At 63.8% G+C, this 18,855-nt stretch carries 22 protein-coding genes; 9 read left to right on the plus strand and 13 right to left on the minus strand.

Annotated elements, in window-relative coordinates; translation table 11 throughout:
• Window positions 1–6: 6 nt before the first annotated feature.
• Entirely contained in the window at window positions 7–2,292 is a 2,286-nt protein-coding gene (locus tag C7G61_RS01315; RefSeq protein WP_108512268.1) for a glycosyltransferase family 4 protein, read from the minus strand.
• Entirely contained in the window at window positions 2,289–3,224 is a 936-nt protein-coding gene (locus C7G61_RS01320) for a class I mannose-6-phosphate isomerase (protein WP_108512269.1), read from the minus strand. The genes C7G61_RS01315 and C7G61_RS01320 overlap by 4 nt, the downstream gene beginning before the upstream one ends.
• A gap of 275 nt (window positions 3,225–3,499) precedes the next feature.
• Here C7G61_RS01320 and C7G61_RS43755 point away from each other — a divergent pair, with 275 nt between their 5' ends.
• Window positions 3,500–3,787, plus strand: coding sequence for a hypothetical protein (locus C7G61_RS43755; RefSeq protein WP_145963539.1), 288 nt, complete (start codon window positions 3,500–3,502; stop codon window positions 3,785–3,787).
• Window positions 3,762–3,989, plus strand: coding sequence for a hypothetical protein (locus C7G61_RS01325; RefSeq protein ID WP_108512270.1), 228 nt, complete (start codon window positions 3,762–3,764; stop codon window positions 3,987–3,989). Before C7G61_RS43755 ends, C7G61_RS01325 begins: the two co-directional genes overlap by 26 nt.
• Window positions 3,990–4,056: 67 nt before the next feature.
• Here the strand turns inward: C7G61_RS01325 and C7G61_RS01330 are convergent, their stop codons facing one another.
• Both C7G61_RS01330 and C7G61_RS01335 read right to left on the minus strand, forming a co-directional pair.
• Window positions 4,057–4,305: a hypothetical protein gene (locus C7G61_RS01330; RefSeq protein ID WP_108512782.1), complete on the minus strand. Its 249-nt coding sequence runs from the start codon at window positions 4,303–4,305 to the stop codon at window positions 4,057–4,059.
• 65 nt (window positions 4,306–4,370) lie between these two features.
• Window positions 4,371–5,177, minus strand: coding sequence for a transglutaminase-like domain-containing protein (locus C7G61_RS01335; RefSeq protein WP_108512271.1), 807 nt, complete (start codon window positions 5,175–5,177; stop codon window positions 4,371–4,373).
• A 192-nt stretch (window positions 5,178–5,369) separates the two neighbouring features.
• Here C7G61_RS01335 and C7G61_RS01340 point away from each other — a divergent pair, with 192 nt between their 5' ends.
• The 5 genes from C7G61_RS01340 to C7G61_RS01360 all read left to right on the plus strand — a co-directional run bounded on the left by C7G61_RS01340 (window position 5,370) and on the right by C7G61_RS01360 (window position 8,103).
• The gene (locus tag C7G61_RS01340; protein WP_108512272.1) at window positions 5,370–5,636 is read left to right on the plus strand and encodes a hypothetical protein; all 267 of its coding nucleotides are present in this window, start codon (window positions 5,370–5,372) and stop codon (window positions 5,634–5,636) included.
• Complete coding sequence (locus C7G61_RS01345) at window positions 5,633–5,932, plus strand: hypothetical protein (RefSeq protein WP_108512273.1); 300 nt, start codon at window positions 5,633–5,635, stop codon at window positions 5,930–5,932. The genes C7G61_RS01340 and C7G61_RS01345 overlap by 4 nt, the downstream gene beginning before the upstream one ends.
• Before the next feature lie 85 nt (window positions 5,933–6,017).
• Entirely contained in the window at window positions 6,018–6,197 is a 180-nt protein-coding gene (locus C7G61_RS01350; RefSeq protein ID WP_108512274.1) for a hypothetical protein, read from the plus strand.
• 29 nt (window positions 6,198–6,226) lie between these two features.
• Window positions 6,227–6,505, plus strand: a complete 279-nt coding sequence (locus C7G61_RS01355) for a DUF1488 family protein (protein WP_108512275.1) — start codon at window positions 6,227–6,229, stop codon at window positions 6,503–6,505.
• A 122-nt stretch (window positions 6,506–6,627) separates the two neighbouring features.
• A complete protein-coding gene (locus C7G61_RS01360; RefSeq protein WP_190241611.1) occupies window positions 6,628–8,103 on the plus strand; it encodes an amidase in 1,476 nt (491 codons plus the stop codon).
• Between the two features lie 171 nt (window positions 8,104–8,274).
• Here the strand turns inward: C7G61_RS01360 and C7G61_RS01365 are convergent, their stop codons facing one another.
• Both C7G61_RS01365 and C7G61_RS01370 read right to left on the minus strand, forming a co-directional pair.
• Window positions 8,275–8,562 (minus strand): hypothetical protein, encoded by a 288-nt coding sequence (locus C7G61_RS01365; protein ID WP_108512276.1) that lies wholly within the window; start codon window positions 8,560–8,562, stop codon window positions 8,275–8,277.
• Window positions 8,552–8,845: a hypothetical protein gene (locus tag C7G61_RS01370; protein ID WP_145963540.1), complete on the minus strand. Its 294-nt coding sequence runs from the start codon at window positions 8,843–8,845 to the stop codon at window positions 8,552–8,554. The genes C7G61_RS01365 and C7G61_RS01370 overlap by 11 nt, the downstream gene beginning before the upstream one ends.
• A gap of 271 nt (window positions 8,846–9,116) precedes the next feature.
• Between C7G61_RS01370 and C7G61_RS01375 the strand changes: the two genes are divergently transcribed.
• Complete coding sequence (locus tag C7G61_RS01375; RefSeq protein ID WP_244608091.1) at window positions 9,117–10,820, plus strand: tetratricopeptide repeat protein; 1,704 nt, start codon at window positions 9,117–9,119, stop codon at window positions 10,818–10,820.
• Between the two features lie 19 nt (window positions 10,821–10,839).
• Here C7G61_RS01375 and C7G61_RS01380 read toward each other — a convergent pair whose 3' ends face one another.
• A complete protein-coding gene (locus C7G61_RS01380) occupies window positions 10,840–11,193 on the minus strand; it encodes a winged helix-turn-helix transcriptional regulator (protein WP_108512279.1) in 354 nt (117 codons plus the stop codon).
• A 109-nt stretch (window positions 11,194–11,302) separates the two neighbouring features.
• Here C7G61_RS01380 and C7G61_RS01385 point away from each other — a divergent pair, with 109 nt between their 5' ends.
• On the plus strand, window positions 11,303–12,007 hold the full coding sequence (locus C7G61_RS01385; RefSeq protein ID WP_108512280.1) for a glutathione S-transferase family protein: 705 nt from the start codon (window positions 11,303–11,305) through the stop codon (window positions 12,005–12,007).
• A gap of 188 nt (window positions 12,008–12,195) precedes the next feature.
• Here C7G61_RS01385 and C7G61_RS01390 read toward each other — a convergent pair whose 3' ends face one another.
• The 6 genes from C7G61_RS01390 to C7G61_RS01415 all read right to left on the minus strand — a co-directional run bounded on the left by C7G61_RS01390 (window position 12,196) and on the right by C7G61_RS01415 (window position 18,350).
• Window positions 12,196–12,429, minus strand: coding sequence for a hypothetical protein (locus tag C7G61_RS01390; RefSeq protein WP_108512281.1), 234 nt, complete (start codon window positions 12,427–12,429; stop codon window positions 12,196–12,198).
• 625 nt (window positions 12,430–13,054) lie between these two features.
• On the minus strand, window positions 13,055–14,584 hold the full coding sequence (locus C7G61_RS01395; protein ID WP_202975743.1) for an ABC transporter substrate-binding protein: 1,530 nt from the start codon (window positions 14,582–14,584) through the stop codon (window positions 13,055–13,057).
• Between the two features lie 46 nt (window positions 14,585–14,630).
• Window positions 14,631–15,581 (minus strand): ABC transporter ATP-binding protein, encoded by a 951-nt coding sequence (locus C7G61_RS01400; RefSeq protein ID WP_108512282.1) that lies wholly within the window; start codon window positions 15,579–15,581, stop codon window positions 14,631–14,633.
• Window positions 15,578–16,558 carry an ABC transporter ATP-binding protein gene (locus C7G61_RS01405; RefSeq protein WP_108512283.1) on the minus strand — a complete coding sequence of 327 codons (981 nt, stop codon included), beginning with the start codon at window positions 16,556–16,558 and terminating at the stop codon, window positions 15,578–15,580. The genes C7G61_RS01400 and C7G61_RS01405 overlap by 4 nt, the downstream gene beginning before the upstream one ends.
• Window positions 16,555–17,436: an ABC transporter permease gene (locus tag C7G61_RS01410; protein WP_108512284.1), complete on the minus strand. Its 882-nt coding sequence runs from the start codon at window positions 17,434–17,436 to the stop codon at window positions 16,555–16,557. Before C7G61_RS01410 ends, C7G61_RS01405 begins: the two co-directional genes overlap by 4 nt.
• Window positions 17,433–18,350 carry an ABC transporter permease gene (locus tag C7G61_RS01415; RefSeq protein ID WP_108512285.1) on the minus strand — a complete coding sequence of 306 codons (918 nt, stop codon included), beginning with the start codon at window positions 18,348–18,350 and terminating at the stop codon, window positions 17,433–17,435. Before C7G61_RS01415 ends, C7G61_RS01410 begins: the two co-directional genes overlap by 4 nt.
• Window positions 18,351–18,855: the final 505 nt, after the last annotated feature.

The following is an 18,855-nucleotide window of genomic DNA, read 5'->3' on the forward strand; positions in this document are numbered from 1 at the left end:
CTTAACTCAAGCGCCGATGGCGCGAAGCGTCACGGGGTTCGTCGGATTGATATTGGCGCGCGCAAGCTGGCGCATCTCGGCCAGCGCCAGCAGATAGGACACGACCGACTCGCCGCCGCGATTTTCATTGGCACGATCGGGATGCAGCCCATCGCGACAACTGCCGGTCTCGGAATCGACGAGCGCAACCGACAGGTCGTTGCCGCCAAAGAACCAGAAGAAAACCCCGGCCGCGATGACCTTCCATTCGGCATCGCCGTCCGCGCGCCACGCGATCAGGCACGCTGCGATCGTGGCGGTGGCTTCCACCGGCTGCTGATCGAAGGCCCCGGGAGGCTTTCGAAGTTCGCCGAAGCTCGTCGTACCCACCGGGCGGAAATGCCCGGTCGACGTCGTCTGCAGCGTCATCAACCAGCGCAGGGTTCTCAAACCGGCATCGACATAGGCCGGTGTTTGCGTGGCGAGGCCTGTCGCGATCAGGGCCTGCGGCAGGCGCGCATTGTCATACGCCAGGCCTTCCTCGAACCACACCCAGTCCGGCGTCTCGACCAGAGCGAGGGCGGACACCAGCGTGTCGGCAAGAGAATGCCTGATCTCACGGGCCCGCTGATCATCAGGAGCTGCGGCGCAATAGGCGTCCAGCCCGAGAAGCGTGAAGGCCATGGCGCGAGGCGAGCGAAAGGCCGCGGCGGTCGACAAGGCTTCGGCAAACAAGGCCGCCGCCCATCGACGCCGTGACAGGCTGGCATCCTTCCGCGCGCATTCACCCAAGGCCCACAGGGTTCGCCCGTGACTGTCCTCGGAGCCTTCATCTTCGAGCCAGGTCCGGTTGAAACCCATGAAGTTGCGAAAGCGCCTGGTATCGGGATTCCACGCATGCTGCACAAAGGCGGCAAAGCGGCCCGTCTGGCTTTCGGAAAGCGGGTGCTCGCCCGGTTCATTGAGCGCGCAAGCCAACAGCAACGCCCGGGCGTTGTCGTCCACGCAGTAGCCGTGCGCGCGGTCAGGCACCGAATGCACGGCGTGCTGGAACAGGCCGGTATCGTCGCACATCGACAGGAAATGGCCCAATTGCATATCGGGCACCGCGTGACCGTGCAGCGCGATCGCGTCCGGCGCGGCACGCGCGATCACCTTCAGCCGGTGACCCTGCCGGGCATTTTCGAAGGCGGTCATGTAACGCCCGGCTGTGCGCTCCCATGTCATCGATCGGCTGGCAGCGTAGGCGCGCTCGCGCATCGCCTGCCGGCGAGGGCCGTCGGTAAGCAATCGTGCTATTTCGTTGCCGGTCCCTGTCGCGTCGCCAAAGGCAACGAGAACCCCGCGCCCATCAGCCAGCAATTCGCGCGCATGCCAGTAAGGCGTCGAGACGACCGGCTTGCCGAGGCCGAAGCTGTAGGCCAGCGTGCCCGACGTCATCTGCGCCTCGTTGAGATAGGGCGTGACGTAGACGTCGCACATTGAAATGAATTCGAGCAGCGTGGCCTGATCAACGAACCGGTCGAGGAATACGACGTGGTCCTCGATGCCAAGTTTGCGCACGCGTTCCATCAGGCTGCCGCGATAGGCTTCGCCCTGGTCGCGAACCAGATTGGGGTGCGTCGCACCGAGTACCACATAGACCGCGTCCGGCCGCCTTTGCAGGATCGAGGGCATGGCGTCGATCATGACCTCGATGCCCTTGCTGGGGGACAGCAGACCGAATGTCAGAATGACCGACCGGTTGCTAAATCCGAGCTTGGCCTTTGCCGCGTCCGGCGCGACGAACGGAAAGTCGGGGATGCCATGGGCAATGACCTCGATCTTGTCGTCCGGAACGCGATAGACGTTGCGCAGCAGTTCGCGGCCCTTGCTGGCCATCACGACGACCTTCGAGGACATTTCGGCGATGCGCTCCATCACCGCGCGCTGAGCCGCCGACGGCGCGGCCAGCACCGTGTGCAGCGTCGTGACGACCGGCATGGTCAGGCGCGAAAGCAGTTCCAGGATATGGGTCCCGGCTTCGCCGCCGAAAATTCCGAACTCGTGCTGCAGGCAGACGATGTCGAACCGGCCGGCGTTGAGGAACGCGGCGGCGCCGACATACTCCTCGATGCTTCCATCCTTGATCTGCAACGCGACCGAGGCAGGATAATCGTAAGTCTGGTCGTGGTCGGTCATCGCTACGATGCAGGTTTGCAGGTTTGGCCGTGAATTCGAGATCGCGCGCTGCAGGTCGGTCGAAAATGTTGCGATCCCGCAGCGGCGAGGCAATGAATTTCCGATCACCGCGATCCTGCGGAGCGGCGTCACGCGTGTGCCTCGGCCAGGCCGCTGAGTTCCGCCAGGTCGGCAGCAACGGCCTGAACAGGTCTGGTCGATCGCCCGGAAAGCCTGTGCAAAAGGGAGCCGATCGGAGCGCTTGCGGGATACGCGATCAGGGCGGATAACCCGTTGGCACCGACTTCGATGCTGGCGCGATCGCCGCCGACGAAGATCGCCTGCCCGACGGATAGCGCGGACAATCCGATCGCCGCATGGCCGTCGAGAGCGAGAACCCAGGTTTCCGAATCGGCGAGCAGCGCCCAGCTTGAACCCTCGGGCAGATCGAGCCGCTCGAGCACAAAATGTTGGCTCGCGACCAGAACCATTCGCTCAAGAGTGAGGCGGGTGGGATGACGTGGCGGCGCAAGCGGGAAGACGTTGGCGACGGCTACGCCATTGTCGATGTGCAGTTCACGCTGTCGGCCGTAGTCGAACAGGCGGAATGTCGTGTCGCTGCGCTGCTGAATCTCGGCGAGCACGATGCCGGCGCCGAGAGCGTGGATGGTGCCGGCCGGAATGAAGATGACATCGTCTTTCGCCACCGGACGCCATTGAACCAGATCAACGATCGAGCCATTCGTGATCGCCGCGCGTAATTCCTGTGGTGTGATCCGTCGATTCAGGCCAACGCCGATCTGCGCGCCCGGCTTCGCCGCGATGATGTACCATGCTTCGCTCTTGCCGTTCGGCATCCCCATCGCGCGCGCTGACGTATCGTCCGGATGGACCTGGATCGACAACGGCGCGCTGGTGAACAGCAACTTGAGAAGCAAGGCAGAGGCCGGCGCACTGCTGTCAGCTCGTTCGAACCAGAGCTCTCCCACGGCATCCCCGGTACCGTCGACGCTGCTCCATGGCTGGAGATCGCTGACGCCCCAGGGCTTGCGTATGGCCTGCACGGACGCGTGTTCGATGGACATAGCGTCTCCTGACCCGTAACGCGCACGCCGAAGCGACATGCCGTTGGTCGATATCGTCCGTGGGATTGTGTGGCTAAGCGTCGCGTCTGCGGACTCGCCTTGTTGCGAAACCGGGTACGCTGTTGGTCATATGGATACTGTCGCATCCAATAGCAACCACTTTGCTTCGCGCGCGGTCGATATCGTAGAAGACGGCACGCCGAGCATGGCGCGGCTCGCCGGAGATCGATCCCGGTTCTACATCACGTTGCTATCGCGATCGGATCAGATGCGGCATGAACGCTGACCTTGCCTTCGCTGTGGGGATTTCCCTCGACATCGTGACGAAAAGAGCGTCTGCTGCACCGATCACCGCCTATCCCAGCCCGCAAGGCGATGGGCGTTCGGGCCTGTTCTGGCGAGGCCCGGCGAATCTCCGGCAAGATCGGAACGATATCTCTCCATCCGACATCTCTCCATCTTATGCCGCCGCCCATTCAGACGAGCCGCTGAGCCAGCTCCAACGACATCATCGCGGTGAACGCGAAAGGAATGACAATGAAGAAACCCCTGCTTTCCATTGAAGAGCCGGAGCCGAAGAAGACGGTGCGGGCCGACAGGCCTCCGACCGAAGGGTTCGCGACGATCGTCGACGGCCATTTCAAGTCGCAGTTTGACACGGCCGAGGCTGCCGAAGTCTCCGGCCGAAAGCTGAAGACCGCTTATCCGATGCTTCAGGTCCAGGTCTACGATGCCGTCATGAAGGCGCGCACCTTGTTGAGCTAGCAAAGCCAGCTATCGCGCCGTTGTCGTGCGGGCGTAGAAACGCCCCTACCAGCCAGGCGCCTCCATCTCAGCAACCGCGGCAGATATTCTTCAGCTTGGCGTTGGTCCTGGCGTCTTCTGCGCTGAAAGGATCTTTGTTAGCGGCTCGCGACGGGTCTCTTTCGGAGATTGCGGACTTTTCCATTTTCGGAGGATACACCGCGTCGTAGCACGACAGGCGCGCATTGGCGTTTTCGATCGCGCGGCACTCGGGCCCTGCGGCAAGAGCAGCCGTCGCACACACGCACAGTGCCAGCACGGCGAGAGTCGTCTTCATCCGAAGTTCCTTCCCGATGGGTCGCAGTTTTAAATCAAGCAGGTCGACGCGGGGGCTATCCGTCGTCACGCGACCTCGTCGGTCCAGACCTTGAAGCCGACCAATGTGTTTGGCCCAAACGTCTGGGTGATCGGCACATCGGAGGCATCGCGCCCCTGCGCGATCAGGATGCGGCCGATCCTTGGCACGTTGTTGCGCGGATCGAAGGTGCGCCAGTGCCCGCCGATATAGGCTTCGAACCAGCCGGCGAAATCGCCCGCGGCCCAGGGCTTCGGCGTACCGATGTCGCTGAGATAGCCCGTGCAATAGCGCGCGGGAATGTTCATGCAGCGGCAGAACGCGACGGCGAGATGGGCGTAATCGCGGCAGACGCCCTTGCCTTCCGCGTAAGCCTCCCACGCCGTCTTGCTGGCGCGCGCATGCTCGTATCCGAACGCGATGTGACGATGCACGAAATCGCAGATCGCCTGGACCCGCGCCCAGCCTGGCGGCGTTTTCTCGAACAATTGCCAGGCGATTTCCGAAAGCCGCTCGGTCTCGCAATAGCGGCTGCCGAGCAGATAGACCAGGGTGTCCGCGGGCAGGTCCTCGACCGCATGCTGAATCGCGGAAGCAAACACCGGATCGGGCAGGCCGCTGTCGCGAACGACGCCATCGGCCGCGAGACGCACCCGACCGGCGGGCGCAACCATGCGGCTGCACCAATTGCCGAACATGTCGCGATAGGGTGCGATCTCGACGACGGGGTCGGTGGTGAGGAAGTCCGGCACGATGATGTCGGACGCACGGGTGAAGTGTGTGCCCAGCACCATGATCATCGGCGTCGGCTGCGGGAAATCGTAGAGCATTTCGAATCCGACGCGAATCTTCATTCGAAAGGCCTCTCCCGCTACTAACGCTCGAAGTGGCTACGAAACCAGCGAATACAAGGCGCCAGCCGCCTCATTCGACCAAATACGGCTGCTAGCAGAGAAAACGATAGCTAATTGCCGCAAAAGCGCGCACGCTGCCACGATGTCCGACAAACCTCATGACTTCGCGCGCAGATTCGCCGGGCTGCCGGCATGACCACGCGCACGCGACGGGAAATGGTTCATTTCAGGCATCCGTTCCGCCTCAAGGGTATCGACCGGCAGCTCGCACCGGGGGCTTACGAAATCATCACCGACGAGGAGATGATCGAAGGCCTTTCGTTTCCGAGCTTTCGGCGGGTCGCCACCATGATCATGGTGCCCGGCGCGCCGCCGCAACGTTCCGCGATGGAAATGATCACGATCAGTTCGATCGATCTGTCCGACGCGCAACGCATCGACGCGAGCGCCCCCGCGTGACTGAGACCCCGATCGAGCTCGACAAGCATCGCGGCATGGCGGCGCAGAAGGCCACCGATATCCGTCGCGTGCTTGCCGACGTCGAGGCCAACGCAAAACTGTTGCGTGACGAGCAGGGCGCTGTCGAACTCCAGCTCCTTGCCGTGCCGGCCACCTCGTGGCCCGAGGCGGTGGCCAAGGCGCGTTACGTGCTCAACCTTTATTCGGCCGGTCTCGCGCCGACCGACACCCATCACCGCGACCTCGTCGCCGCGGTGCTTGCCGATCTTACCCGGCTTTCCGGGGAGGAGACCTGAACAAGGCGACGTTGGGCCTAAAAGAACTGTACACTTCATCCAGCCGTCCCGACCAGGATCGAACGGCGTAAACCGAAAGCACCTGATGCAGAACCTCTCGCCACGTCACGTCATGACCGAAGAATCGCTTCGTCTCGGGGTGGAGTCCGGCTGGTACTCGACCAAAGTCAGTGGAACCTTCGTCTCGGGCCCGCATTCTTCCGAAGCGGACTGCCTGCGCAGGATCGCAGAAATCAATCCGCCGGTAACGAAAAAGAAGAATTAAGTCCGCTCCGTTCCGGGAGGAAAAGTCTGATGACGTTCGCGCGCGGCAACATCCGAGGCTATGACGACGACCGGATGGTTCTGCTGTTCTCCATGATGGACGGCGGCAGGGAAGTGCCCTGCGCCGTCAGCGCTTCGGCGATGGATGATCTGGAACACGTGCCGCGGACGCCGGCCAACCGGCGCGAGGAACAGTTCGCGCGGTTGCGGGACCGGATCGAGGCCTGCGCGTCCCGCAAATTCCAGGCGCGGGAGTTCGAAGGCACTCCCCCCGGCATCATCGTGCGCAGCATCGATTTCCGTTCCTGACGCTGCGGCTCAGCGCTGTCACGACGGCCGCGATGAAGCGATCTGCGGACCGGTGAAAAAAAGTTCCGCCCTCCCCAATCATGTTCTAAGGTTCCGAGCTGTTTTCCGAGGGGACCGATTGCATGAACCTGCCGATGAGCTGGGACGAATGGGCTGACCACGACGGCGTTGCGCTGGCTGCGCGCGTCGCGAAGGGTGAACTGACGGCCGCGGAACTGGCTGCGCAGGCGGCCGCCGGCATCGCCAAAGTCGATCCCGCGGTTTCAGCCGTCGTCGAAATCTTCGAGGATGCGGTCACAGACCCCGGCACCGACGGGACCAACCTCGACGGCCCGTTTGCCGGCCTGCCCTTCCTGATGAAGGATCTGGGCCCGACAATGAAGGGCCGCCTGCAGGAAATGGGCTCGCTCTACATGCGCGGTAACCGCGCCACGGCCGACACGTTCATGACGACGAAGATGCGCGGGGCCGGGCTCAATCTGATCGGCCGCACCACGACGCCGGAATTCGGCGTCTGCAGTTCGGCCGAAAATCCCGCCGTCTATGTCACGCGCAACCCCTGGAATACCGACTACACCACCTGCGGCTCGTCGGCGGGCAGCGCCGCGATGGTCGCCGCCGGCGCGGTGCCGATCGCGCATGCGACCGACGGCGGCGGCTCGATCCGAATTCCCGCAGGCGTCAACGGCAATATCGGGCTGAAGGTCTCGCGCGGCGTGTTCTCGCTGTCGCCGCTTCTGTCCGACCTCAGCGGGCTGGTCTCCATCCAGGGCTGCCAGTCGCGCACGGTGCGCGACACCGCGGCTTTCGTCGACGCCTGCCGCGGGCCGGCGCCGGGCGAATTCATGCCGTTCTGGAGTTCGCCGGAGCCTTATACGCGGATGATCATGCGCAATCCGGGCCGGCTGAAAATCGCGCTGTCGTACAAGTGGGGCGATTACCAGGCGACGCCGCAGATCGCGGCCGAGCTGCAAAAGGTCGGGCGCTTCCTTGAAGGCCTCGGCCATCACGTCGATTACGCCTTGCCCGATCTGGATTATCGCGAAGCCTTCGCGGCGCAGACCACCTGCTACATCAGCAATTTTGCGATCGTCATCGGCAACATGCTCGCCGCGCGCGGGCTGACGCAGCCGCCGGCCGATCTGATCGAACCGGTCAACGTGCGGATCTGGGAGGCGGGCCGGCACATGAGCTTTGCCGACCGGGCGCGCATGCAGGCGGTGTTCAACACCACCTCGCGCGGCTTCGGCGCCTTCTTCGAGGATTGGGATATCATCCTGACCCCGATCACGGCATTGCCGACACCGAAGGTCGGCACCACGGAGTACCTCACGATCAGCGACAATCCGTCCGTGCTGGACTGGTTCGGCAATCTCTGGCGCAATTTTGCCTTCACGCCGCTCGCCAATCTCTGCGGCATCCCCGCGATCTCCCTGCCGCTCGCCACCCACGAGCACGGCCTGCCGCTCGGCATCCAGGCGATTGCGAAACAAGCCAATGACGGGCTGCTGTTGCAACTGGCGGCGCAGATCGAGCGGGCGATCGGCGGCAAGTGGAACGCGGGCGAGAGGCCGGGCGTGCATGTGACGAAGGAATGAGCTCAACCGTCATTGCGAGCGCAGCGAAGCAATCCATGCCTCGGCGCAGGGAAAGATGGATTGCTTCGCGAAGCCTGTCATCGGGCGCGCATTCGCGCGACCCGTTGGTTCGCAATGGCGGGGGATGCACCGCCGACCGCCGTCGTCCGCGGGCGTGGTATTTCGGCGGCGCTAGGATCTTCGTGAGGTTGATATCGCCGCGATTTCACTTCCCCTGCCAAGCAGAGCGTCACGGGCGTCCTTCAGGCGCTTCAAACTCGCCACATTGGTCTCGCGAATTTCGTCCAGACGATTGAGATAGGACAGCTCGGCCCTGACCTGGGCGAGGTTCACCGCATTGTCCATCTCTTTGGATCCTTGCGCTGGGGGCTGATCGGCTTCTTCAAAGGCCTGGTCGTGGGCGGGGCAAATTAATTTTAGCATGAAGATGCCGGTCCGATTGTGAAGCTCACCACACATGGCGCAAGAATCCCCTGCCTGCGCAACTGCGGGTGACGTTGGAGAACCCGCCCTCGAAGGTGGTGCCGACCGCAAAGCCGTTGCGCCATTTCACTTCGGCGGACGCGGTGGTCAGGGCGGCATCGCGTGCCTGCGCGGCGCCGTTGACTACGAAGCTCGCGGCCAGTGCTCCAGTTGCTGCCCGTGCTGAAGTCGCCCGAGCCGGGGCTGGCGAGCCAGGTGGCGTCCTGGGCCGCCGCCGGTGAGCCCCCAACAGCGCGGCGCGCAGCCACTTGGCCGACACAGCCCGCAGCACAGTAATAATTACGTATATCGAACATCTTCCGCCCCCAGCCCGCAGAGGTCCGCGCGCTTGTCCGGCATCGCAGCCCCCATTCGACACGACTCCCCCTCTTCAACTCCCCCTTTCCTCTCATTTCGCCGTCCGAAGGTCCTGAGATTGCACCCAGGACATTCTGAAATTTTTCTGATATTCGGCCCACTTGTGTGTTTGGACACATTTTTAGGGTCGATCCGGGGACCAAATGGGGACAGTTGCCGGTTTGGAGGGGACGGTGCTGCGCTTTGCTGGGTTTGAGCTCGATTCTGAGCGCGCCGAGCTGCGCCGGCCCGATGGCGGGACGATCAGGCTCCGGCCCAAGAGCCTGGAGATACTACGGCTGCTCGCCGGCAATGCCGGCCGCGTCCTGAGCAAGCAACAGTTGATGGAAGCCGCCTGGCCGAACGTCCATGTCGGCGAGGACAGCCTGTTCCAGTGCATCCGCGAAATCCGCACCGCGCTTGGCGACGACAAGCGCCAGGTGGTCCGGGTCATCTCCGGCCGCGGCTACCTGTTCCAGGCCGAGGTGACGGGAGCCCAAGCGACCGAGGCCGGCGTGACCGAGGTCGCCGTCCCGGCCGCGCCGGACATTGCGCCCGTCAGCCAGCCGGAGCGGGCCTCACCAGACACGACGGTGGCGGTCGCAACCAACCGTGAACCCGCGAAGCGGTTTTTCGACTTCAGCCGGCGGCGCATCGCGTTCGCTTCTGTCGCGGGGCTGGCCATCCTGTGCACGGCGGTCGCCGTGTGGATGTTGCGCCCCGGCCTGATCTTTGCGCGCGGGCCGACAAGCATCGCCGTGATGCCGATCGCAGATGCGAGCAACGATCCCCTCGTCGCCCAGATGGCGGCCGACGTAAGCGGCCGCCTCACCGACGGGCTGGCGAAGATCGAAAACATCCGCGTGTTGGCTCCGGAAGCGGCTGCACCGAAGGCCGACTTCGTGGTGAAGGGCGAACTGCAGAAGAGCGAGCGGGCCTGGACGATACGAACGCGCATGACAGAGGCGGCAACCGGCGAGGTCAAATGGACCGCGTCATATCAGGTCAACCCTGCGGATACGGACTTGCAGATGCAGCAGTCCCGGCTCGCCGCCGGCGTCGGTCACGCGCTGGCGCTGCGCATCAACGAACTGCTGAATGCCGACACGCGATCCGCTGCGAAGAGCAAGGTCGTGATCGAACAGGCCACCGCCCATATCAACCAGACCTCGCCGGAACGGTTCAAGGCCGCGCAGGCAATACTGGAACAGGCGCTCACCGAGGACCCCGACAACACAGACGTTCAGATCGCGCTTGCCGCACTGCTGATGCGCGGCGTGCAGATGGTGTGGGTGAGCGGAGCCGAGCGCGAGACGGCGGAGAGCAAGGCCGAGGCGATGCTGCAGCAGACGCTGCGCGCCAAACCCAATCATATTCCGGCGAATGAAGCCTATTGCCGCTTCCTCAACGCCACCAACCAGTTCCGCTCGAGCCTGGTGGCGTGCGCGCGGGCGCTGAGCTTCGATCCCTGGAACGGGATCGCGCTGTATCATGTCGGCCTTGCGCAGATCCAGACCGGACGTTTCGAGGACGCGTTAGCGACGTTCAAGCAGGCTGACCGGTTCGATACCCCGCAGGTCTCGCGCTGGACGTGGATGATCGGCGCGGGCTGGGCCAACATGCTGATGGGCCGCGCCGAAGACGCCGTGCCGTGGCTGCTGAAGTCAATCGCGATCACCGCAGCCAGCGGACGAACGCATATGCTGCTGGCGGCGGCCTATCAGCAAATGGGCAGGACCGAGGAAGCCAGAGCCGCGATGGAAAAGGGCCGTGAATTGCGGCCCGGCTCGACCGTGCAAAGCGTCCCAACGCCCAAAAAGAATTCCAGCCCGATCTATATCGAGGCGACCGAACGGATTATGCAGTTGATGGCGGCGGCGGGGTTGCCGGAGGGCTGACGCATCGCGCGCCCTGCGATTATTCCGTCACCTCGACCGGCAACGTGCTGCCCTGACTGCGGCCAGCTTCAGTCGCTTCCCACCAGCTACCCAGCGCATCAAGCAGCGGCACGAGCTTGAGGCCGGCCGGCGTCAGGTCATATTCCACGCGCAACGGATATCCCTCGAATTCGCTGCGCGCGACAATGCCGGCGTCCTCCAACTTGCGAAGCTCCAAAGTGAGCATCTTGTGCGAGATGGCGGGGTTGTCCCTGCGCAGGTCGCTGAAGCGTTTCGTGCCCTGCTTCAGATAGTAGATCAGCAGACCGGGCCAGCGACCGCTCACGACCTGCATCACTTCTTCGATGGGACAGCGGGAGACGAGATCTTTCATCCGATTGCTCGTGGTTACAAAAAGGTGCGTCATTTACTTGGGCAGCGCGATCCGTAGTTTCCAGTCACGCTGCGCAGCGTGATCAGCAGAAATCACGGAGAACATACCAATGGAACCGATTCTTGTTTATGGCTTCCCGGCCGGAAGCTCGATGGGGCTTGTCGCCGCGCTCGAATGGCTTGGCAAACCCTATCGGCTGTGCCGCGTCGATATGCTCGGCGAGATGCGCGACCCTTCCTATGCCCGCATCAATGCAAGGCATGAAACGCCGGCCCTGATCACGGATGCAGGGCGGGTACTGACCGAGACGATGGCGATCGCCGGATGGCTCGAGGCACGAGACAGCGAGCACCGCATCAGCTTCGCGCCACTGTCGCCGGAAGCAGACCGGATGCACCAGCTGATGGCCTTTGTTAACACGGGCTTCACCGGCGCCTTCTCGCCGCTATGGGTCGCGATGGAGATGGAAAAACCGAACCCGCAAATGCAGGCATCGCTGCGCGAGTTCGGCGCCGCGCGGGTGATCGAGCGGCATGACAAGCTCGAGGCCATGATCGACGATCAGCCCTTTCTCATGGGTGAGCGCCCGACGCTGGCCGACGGCCTTCTGGTCGGCGTCGCGCGATGGCTCGACTTCCATCAGGTCGCCGATCCCTCACGCTGGCCAAAACTCGCCGCCCTGCGCCGACGCATCGAAGCCGACCCCGCCGTGATCCATGCAACGGCGCTGGAGAACGGCGACATCGGTTCGGGAATAGGCGCTTGTGTCGGCCATATTCCGCTCGCAGATGTTATCGAGCGGTTCGGCGGCTGAGGTCACTGCGCAGCATCGTCTGGCTGGCGCTCGATCGCGGCAAGTGGAACGCCGTGCAAGAAGCCCGGCGTGCATCCGGGCAGCCGGACTATAGCGTTTTCGAGCGAAGTGGGTACCGCTTCGCGTGAAGAAAACGCGTCAAAACAACAATCTAGAGCTTCGGTTCTGATTCAATCAGAACCGAAGCTCTAGAACGGAAGCTGCTGCTGGTCTTCCGACCAGTCAATGATCTCGAAAAACATGCCGCGCCGAAGCATCTCGCTCTCCAGATTGGCCGCGTGCGCTCTCCAATCGGGCGTCTCCCGAACGCGAAACCGGGGCTGGTCGCCTGCCGCCTTCTGCGCATCATCAGAGGCAAGCGCGCCACGGATGCCCTCGTACATCATGGTGAGACTGTCGTTGGTGAACGCCTGATAATCCATCGGTCTCAAATCCAATCGAGCCGACCGTTGACGGCCGGGGTCTGCGTTAGCGACGATCAACGCCTGACGCTGGTCGATATACCGTTGCAAAGGCTCTGGGCGTAAAGAAGTCGGACTAGCTAGCGCAGTGGCAATTGCTACTCGAGCCCGCCGCCCCCTGATCCGATCGATCAAAGAAAGTCAAAAGACAAGCCGTGTCGGGTAGTCGACAGACTGCGGCTCCTGTCCCGTCGGCTCAAGGCACTCCGCTCGCACGATGCAACGGCCGGACCGGCATTGAGTTCATCAATTAGAAACGCTTTTCGCAGCCCAGGCGCAGAATTTGCCGATTTCCGATGGTCCGTGGGTAGGCGCGCTCGACCGGAGTGTTACAGATCGTGATCGAACCCGGCACGCGTCTTGCTGACATATCAGTGCTGGGGATTTGAGGGCCCAGTAAATTCCCAACGCCGCCCAGCGATCATACTCCGCTGGTGCGGCGTTGTGCTTTTTCGGGAAACGCCGGCCCAGAATGAAACAGCGGCGCGACCGCTCATGACTTGCTTAAGAGCATCGCATCGCTCAGAAGCCCCATGCACGCACGGGACCGGCCAAAGTCGGTTAAGCCTGCGAGCCCTATCCGCCCCTATTTCCACTTCGCCAGATAGAAGCGCGGCAACTCGTCCGGGTACGGTGTGAAATCGAGCTGCTTGGAGTGACCGTAGGTCGTCACGTAAGTATGCAGCGGCGCCCAGTAGGCCTGCTCGGTGATCTTCTTGATCGCCGCCGAATAGGCCTCCTTGCGCACCTCCGGGTTGATGGACGATCCGCCCTGCAGCAGCCATTTCTGCACGTCGGGATCGCGCGCATAGTCGTCGGCGCCGCCGTCGAAGTAATTGGGCAGGACGGCCGAGACGTCGTTGATCGAATAGCTGCCCCAGCTTCCGAGATACATCCGCAATTCGCCCGCCTTGGCACGCTGGATCAGGGCTGCCGTCTGAAGCTGGTTGAGCTTGGCGCGGACGCCGACCGCATGCAGGTAGTTCTGGACCGCCGAGCCCCATTGCGGCAGCACGTAACTGGCAAGCTCGACATCGAAGCCATCGGGATAACCGGCCTCTGCCAGAAGCTTCTTCGCCTTCGCCGGATCGTAGTCGTAGGCTACTGCTGCTTCGGCATCGCAGCCGAACTGCGACGGGAAGCACGGCGCTGAAGGAACGCGGCTGCCGCCGGTGACGAGCTTCTCGGCGATCGCCTTGCGGTCGATCGCATGCCAGATCGCCTGCCGTACCTTCAGCTTGGTCAGGGGATTGTCGGCGCCGGTGCGGCCGCCGGCATCCATCGAAAGAAAGCCGATCCGCATCGATTCCTTGCGCACCGACTGCAGATGCGGCATCCGGTTGACGGGTTCGAGCTGGTCCGGGTTCATGTTCCAGATCCAGTCGGCCCGGCCGGCGAGCAATTCGGTCATCTCGGTGCTGGCGTCCGGCACGAAGCGCACACTCATCTTCTTGATCGCCGGCTTGCCCTTCGGGCTGCCGGCCCAGTAATCCTCGAACCGCTCGAAGTCGATGGAGACGCCAGGCTCGACCTTGGTCATCTTGTAGGGACCTGCACCAATCGGCGCCTTGGCGTAGCCCTCGGCACCGACCTTCTCGCGATAGGCCTTGGGATAGATCGGCAGTACCAGCGCGAAATATTCCAGCGCCGCGGGGTTCGGCCGCTTCAGCGTGACGCGCACCGAAAGGTCGCCGGTTTTCTCGGCCTTGTCGATCCAGTTGTAGTTCGACGGCGTCGATACGCGGCTCGTCGGATCGGCCACGAGGTTGATGGTGTAGACGACGTCATCGGCCGTGAACGGGCTGCCGTCGTGGAATTTGACGCCCGGACGCAGTGTGAACTCGATGGTGGTCGGATCCGGCAGCTTCCACTCGGTGGCGAGCAGCGGTTCGAGCTTGAACGTATCCGGATTGCGGTAGACCAGCGCGTCCCAGCCCTGGTGGTGCATCACCACGCCGGTGCGCAAATTGTTGAAATAGGGATCGACGTTGGGAAGCGCGTCGCGCATCACGATCCGCAGCGTGTCGGCGGATTTCTGAGCCGTCGCGGGCAGCGCACCGGCGCCGAGCAAAGCCGCCGCCAGAATGGCAGCACCGAGTTTAGTTTGCATACGCATATCGCGCTCCATTATTGGTGTTTTTCGAAGTGGCGTGAAGCACGCCCTATGCCAGATGACACTCTACCATTCCCTGGGGAGGCCGGACCATGCGCGTTGGTGCCTCATGGCGGCAGCGCTCGACCGCGATGCGGCAGCGTGGGTTGAACCGGCAGCCCGGCGGAATATTGGCCGGATCCGGCATGACGTCGCCGAGACCGATGTCCGGCACGCCCTTGCCCGGCTCCGGCGTCAGCACGCTCTCCAGCAGCGCCTGGGTGTAGGGATGCCGGGGCTTGCGAAAAAGTGCATCGGTTTCGTTGCGCTCGACAAAACGGCCGAGATACATCACGGCGACTTCGCTCGCCACGTGCTCCACGACGGCGAGATTGTGGCTGATGAAGAGGTAGGTCAGCCCGAGATCGCGGCGCAAATCGGCAAGCAGGTTGAGGATTTGCGCCTGCACCGAGACGTCGAGCGCGCTGGTCGGCTCGTCGCAGATCACGATCCTGGGTTCCAGCACCAGTGCGCGTGCAATCGCCGCGCGCTGGCGCTGCCCACCGGAAAGCTGCGCCGGCATGCGCTCGCCCATGGCGGCCGACAGCCCGACGCGCTCGAGAATGTCGCCGACCCGGCGCTCGATCTCGCCGCGCGAGACGGTACCTTGGGCTGCGAGTGGCAGGGCGACGATGTCCTTGATGCGCCGGCGCGGATTGAGGGAAGCAAACGGATCCTGGAATACGGGCTGGATCAGCCGGGCACGCGCCTTGCGGTCGAGGTCGAACAGGCGCTTGCCGTCGACCAGCACGGTCCCCGCCGTCGGCTTGAGCAGCCCAAGGATCAGGCGCGCAAGCGTGGATTTGCCGCAGCCGGACTCGCCGACAATGCCGAGCACGCTGCCGGCCGGGACGCTGAAGGTGACATCGTCGACCGCGACCACGCGCTTTTCCGCCGACATCAACCCGGTGTGGACGCGGAATTCGCACCGCAGGTTCTCGACCTCGATCGCGGCGGTCATGCGGGTTGCAGCTCCGCCCAGTCCGGCTCGAGCCGGCAAAGATAGTCGTGCGCGTCGCCTGCCTGCCGCCGCGGAATTTTATGCTCGCAAGTCTCGTCGGCGTGGGCGCAACGCGAGCGGAAGGCGCAGCCGGCAAAGCCGGGTCCGATCGCCGGCACCACGCCGGGGATCGAGCCGAGCGGCCGGTCGCGCTGCACGCGGCCAGGCACCGGCACGCAGGACAGGAGACCGCGTGTGTAGGGGTGTTGCGGCGCACGGAACAGTTCCGCGGTCGTCGCGCGCTCGACCACCTCGCCGGCATACATGACAGACACATGATCGGCGATGCGCGCGACGATGCCGAGGTCGTGGGTAATCAGCAGGATCGAGAGGCCGAACTCGCGCTTGAGGTTGGCGAGCAGCCGCAGGATCTGCGCCTGCACGGTGACGTCGAGCGCGGTGGTCGGCTCGTCGGCGATCAGCAATTCAGGATCGCACATCAGCGCCATCGCGATCATCACGCGCTGGCGCAAGCCGCCCGAGAGCTGGTGCGCGAACTGGCCGAGCCGCATGCCAGGCGCAGTGATGCCGACGCGGCCCATCAGTTCGGCGGCGCGGTCCAGCGCCGCCGCGCGCGAGCCGCCCTTGTGGCGCGTCAGCACCTCGGCCATCTGCGAGCCGATCGTAAACGCCGGGTTGAGGCTGGTCATCGGCTCCTGGAAGATCATCGCCATGCGGTTGCCGCGCAGCCGCGCCATTTCGCGGTCCGACAGCGACGTGAGGTCGGTGCCGGCAAAGCTCATCTGTTTTGCCGAACGCTGGCCGCCGCGGGCGAGCAGGCTCATGACGGCCAGCGCGGTGACCGACTTGCCGCAGCCGGATTCGCCGACCAGGCAATGCGTCTCGCCCTTCTCGACCCGGAACGAGGCGCCGCGCACCGCCGCGGTGCGGCCACCGAAACTCACCTGAAGCTCCTCGACCTCCAGCAGCGCGCTCATCGCAGCCGCTCCGCGCCGAGCAGGTTACGCAGTCCGTCGCCGACCAGATTGATGCCGAGCACCAGAACGGCCAGCGCGACGCCGGGGATCATGATCACCCAGGGTGAAAAGAACATGTAATCCTTGCCCTCGGCGATCATCAGCCCCCAGGACGGCAGCGGCGGCGGCACGCCGAGGCCGAGGAACGACAAGGCGGCTTCGAGCAGGATCGCCAGCGCCATCTCCAGCGTTGCCACCACGGCGAGATGGCTCGCAATGTTCGGCAGGATCTCCCTGATCAGGATATGCGGCATCGAGGCACCGGCGCACCAGGCGGCGCTGACATAATCGTGGTTGCGGACCTGCATGGTGGTGGCGCGCGCCACCACCGCGAAGCGATCCCACAACAACAGCCCAAGGGTCGCGACGACGAGCCCGAGGCCCGATCCCATCAGCCCGACCACCGCGAGCGCGACCAGCACGACGGGGATCGACAACCGCGTCGTGATAGCGAACAGCACGAAATCGTCAACGCGGCCGCCAAAGAATCCGCCGAGCACGCCGAGCGTGATGCCGATCAGGCCGGACGTGATCACCGTCATGATGCCGATCAAGAGCGAAATGCGTGCGCCATAGACCAGGCGGGCGAGATAGTCCCGCCCGAGCTGATCGGTGCCGAGCAGGTGCCCGGCCTGGCTGCCCTCCATCCAGAACGGCGGTATCAATCGATTGCCGAGGTCCTGAATGAACGGGTCCTGCGGCACCAGCGCGTTGCCGACCACCGCGGCTGCGGCGACGAGCGCGACGATGGCGATCCCGATCGCAAAGCCGGCGGTGCCGATGCGCAAGCTACCTGTGCTCGAAGGTTGGGGCGCCTGAATGGCAATCGGCTCGCTCATCCCGTGCGCAGCCTCGGATCGAGCAGGGCATTGAGGATGTCGGCCAGGAGAGTGAGGCCGATATAGAACACGGCGAGCACCAGCACCACCGCCTGCACCACCGGAAAATCGTTCTTGGCGATGCTCTCCCAGCCGAGATAGCCGACGCCATGCAGCGCGAACACGGTCTCGATGACGATCGAGCCGCCCAGCATGAAGCCGAGCTGAACGGCCGCAATCGAAACGACGGGAATGGCGGCGTTACGCAGCGCGTGCTTGAAGACGATGCGCGCCCGCGACAGGCCCTTTGCGCGCGCAGTACGGATATAGTCGGACGCCATTGCCTCGATCATCCCCGAACGCGTCAGCCGCGTCAGCGCCGGGATCGCCGTGAAGGCAAGCACGATCCCCGGCATCACGAAATGCTGCCAGGTGCCGGTGCCCGAGATCGGCAGGATGCCGAGCTGCAGGCCGAGCACGATCATCAGGATCAGCGCCAGCCAGAAACTCGGCACCGCCTGCCCCACCATCGTGAACAGGGTGACGCCGCGGTCGACCCAGGTATTTTCGCGCAGCGCGGCCAGGATGCCGAGTGGAATCGAGATGACCAACGCAAGGCTCAGACCGACGAGGCCGAGCGTGACCGTGATCGGCAGGCGCTTCTGGATCAGGTTCGCCACGCTGTCCTTGAAGAAATAGCTCTGGCCGAAATCACCGACCATGGCGCGGCCGGTCCAGGCGAAGAACTGGACATAAAGCGGGCGATCGAGGCCGTAGGCCTTGCGCACGATTTCGACGTCGGCCTGCGTTGCCGACGGGCCCGCGATCGAGACCGCAAGGTCGCCGGACAACCGCGTCAGCAGGAACGCGAGCGTCATCACGGTGAGCGCAACCAGCACACCGATGGCAAGACGCCGGGCAATCAGACGCAACATCTACAAAAACCCCAAAACCGACCAGCACGCCCCACGTTCTCAGGCCGGCAAAGCAAGCGCAACGGTGTCACCAAACTGTCGTCCCATGCAAGAGCGAGTTAGAGATTGCCACGATTGCCCACCGCGACAATGCCCATTGCGGTGACTGCAATGCGCGTGCCAAGGCACCCCCCGGTCTCACAACAGGCGCCAGATCCAGAGAAGGTTTAGCGGCCGCAAAAAGTTCGAGCGAATTCAATGTCCCTGGTTCCAGAATGTGGGCCATGCAGGGACCGCACCGGACACCGAGGCCCGCCGCCTCGAAGCCTGCGCCCATTTTTCGAGCGACCTGAACCGAGATGGCTCAACACGGCCGCCGGTTGCGCGGCGTCAGGGCTCATCGGCCAGCGAACGAGTCCGAGCTGGTGTCTTGCTTGCGGCGCTCGCGATGCTGCCCGGCAGCTTTGCCCGCACTCATGCGGAGATCTTCGCTTGCATCGTTCGGGGCCGCACGCGGTCTCATGCT

Origin of the sequence: Bradyrhizobium algeriense (genome assembly GCF_003062295.1) — a bacterium.
Taxonomy (GTDB): domain Bacteria; phylum Pseudomonadota; class Alphaproteobacteria; order Rhizobiales; family Xanthobacteraceae; genus Bradyrhizobium; species Bradyrhizobium algeriense.

Bases quoted from the DNA above. Each gene is read 5' to 3' on its own strand.
- C7G61_RS01340 (WP_108512272.1), top strand. From the start codon at position 5,370: ATGACCACGCGCACGCGACGGGAAATGGTTCATTTCAGGCATCCGTTC.
- C7G61_RS01360 (WP_190241611.1), top strand. From the start codon at position 6,628: ATGAACCTGCCGATGAGCTGGGACGAATGGGCTGACCACGACGGCGTT.
- C7G61_RS01385 (WP_108512280.1), top strand. From the start codon at position 11,303: ATGGAACCGATTCTTGTTTATGGCTTCCCGGCCGGAAGCTCGATGGGG.
- C7G61_RS43755 (WP_145963539.1), top strand. From the start codon at position 3,500: ATGAACGCTGACCTTGCCTTCGCTGTGGGGATTTCCCTCGACATCGTG.
- C7G61_RS01320 (WP_108512269.1), bottom strand. From the start codon at position 3,224: ATGTCCATCGAACACGCGTCCGTGCAGGCCATACGCAAGCCCTGGGGC.
- C7G61_RS01350 (WP_108512274.1), top strand. From the start codon at position 6,018: ATGCAGAACCTCTCGCCACGTCACGTCATGACCGAAGAATCGCTTCGT.
- C7G61_RS01410 (WP_108512284.1), bottom strand. From the start codon at position 17,436: ATGAGCGAGCCGATTGCCATTCAGGCGCCCCAACCTTCGAGCACAGGT.
- C7G61_RS01365 (WP_108512276.1), bottom strand. From the start codon at position 8,562: ATGTGTGGTGAGCTTCACAATCGGACCGGCATCTTCATGCTAAAATTA.
- C7G61_RS01415 (WP_108512285.1), bottom strand. From the start codon at position 18,350: ATGTTGCGTCTGATTGCCCGGCGTCTTGCCATCGGTGTGCTGGTTGCG.
- C7G61_RS01355 (WP_108512275.1), top strand. From the start codon at position 6,227: ATGACGTTCGCGCGCGGCAACATCCGAGGCTATGACGACGACCGGATG.
- C7G61_RS01390 (WP_108512281.1), bottom strand. From the start codon at position 12,429: ATGGATTATCAGGCGTTCACCAACGACAGTCTCACCATGATGTACGAG.
- C7G61_RS01380 (WP_108512279.1), bottom strand. From the start codon at position 11,193: ATGAAAGATCTCGTCTCCCGCTGTCCCATCGAAGAAGTGATGCAGGTC.
- C7G61_RS01330 (WP_108512782.1), bottom strand. From the start codon at position 4,305: ATGAAGACGACTCTCGCCGTGCTGGCACTGTGCGTGTGTGCGACGGCT.
- C7G61_RS01400 (WP_108512282.1), bottom strand. From the start codon at position 15,581: ATGACCGCCGCGATCGAGGTCGAGAACCTGCGGTGCGAATTCCGCGTC.
- C7G61_RS01335 (WP_108512271.1), bottom strand. From the start codon at position 5,177: ATGAAGATTCGCGTCGGATTCGAAATGCTCTACGATTTCCCGCAGCCG.
- C7G61_RS01395 (WP_202975743.1), bottom strand. From the start codon at position 14,584: ATGCGTATGCAAACTAAACTCGGTGCTGCCATTCTGGCGGCGGCTTTG.
- C7G61_RS01325 (WP_108512270.1), top strand. From the start codon at position 3,762: ATGAAGAAACCCCTGCTTTCCATTGAAGAGCCGGAGCCGAAGAAGACG.
- C7G61_RS01405 (WP_108512283.1), bottom strand. From the start codon at position 16,558: ATGAGCGCGCTGCTGGAGGTCGAGGAGCTTCAGGTGAGTTTCGGTGGC.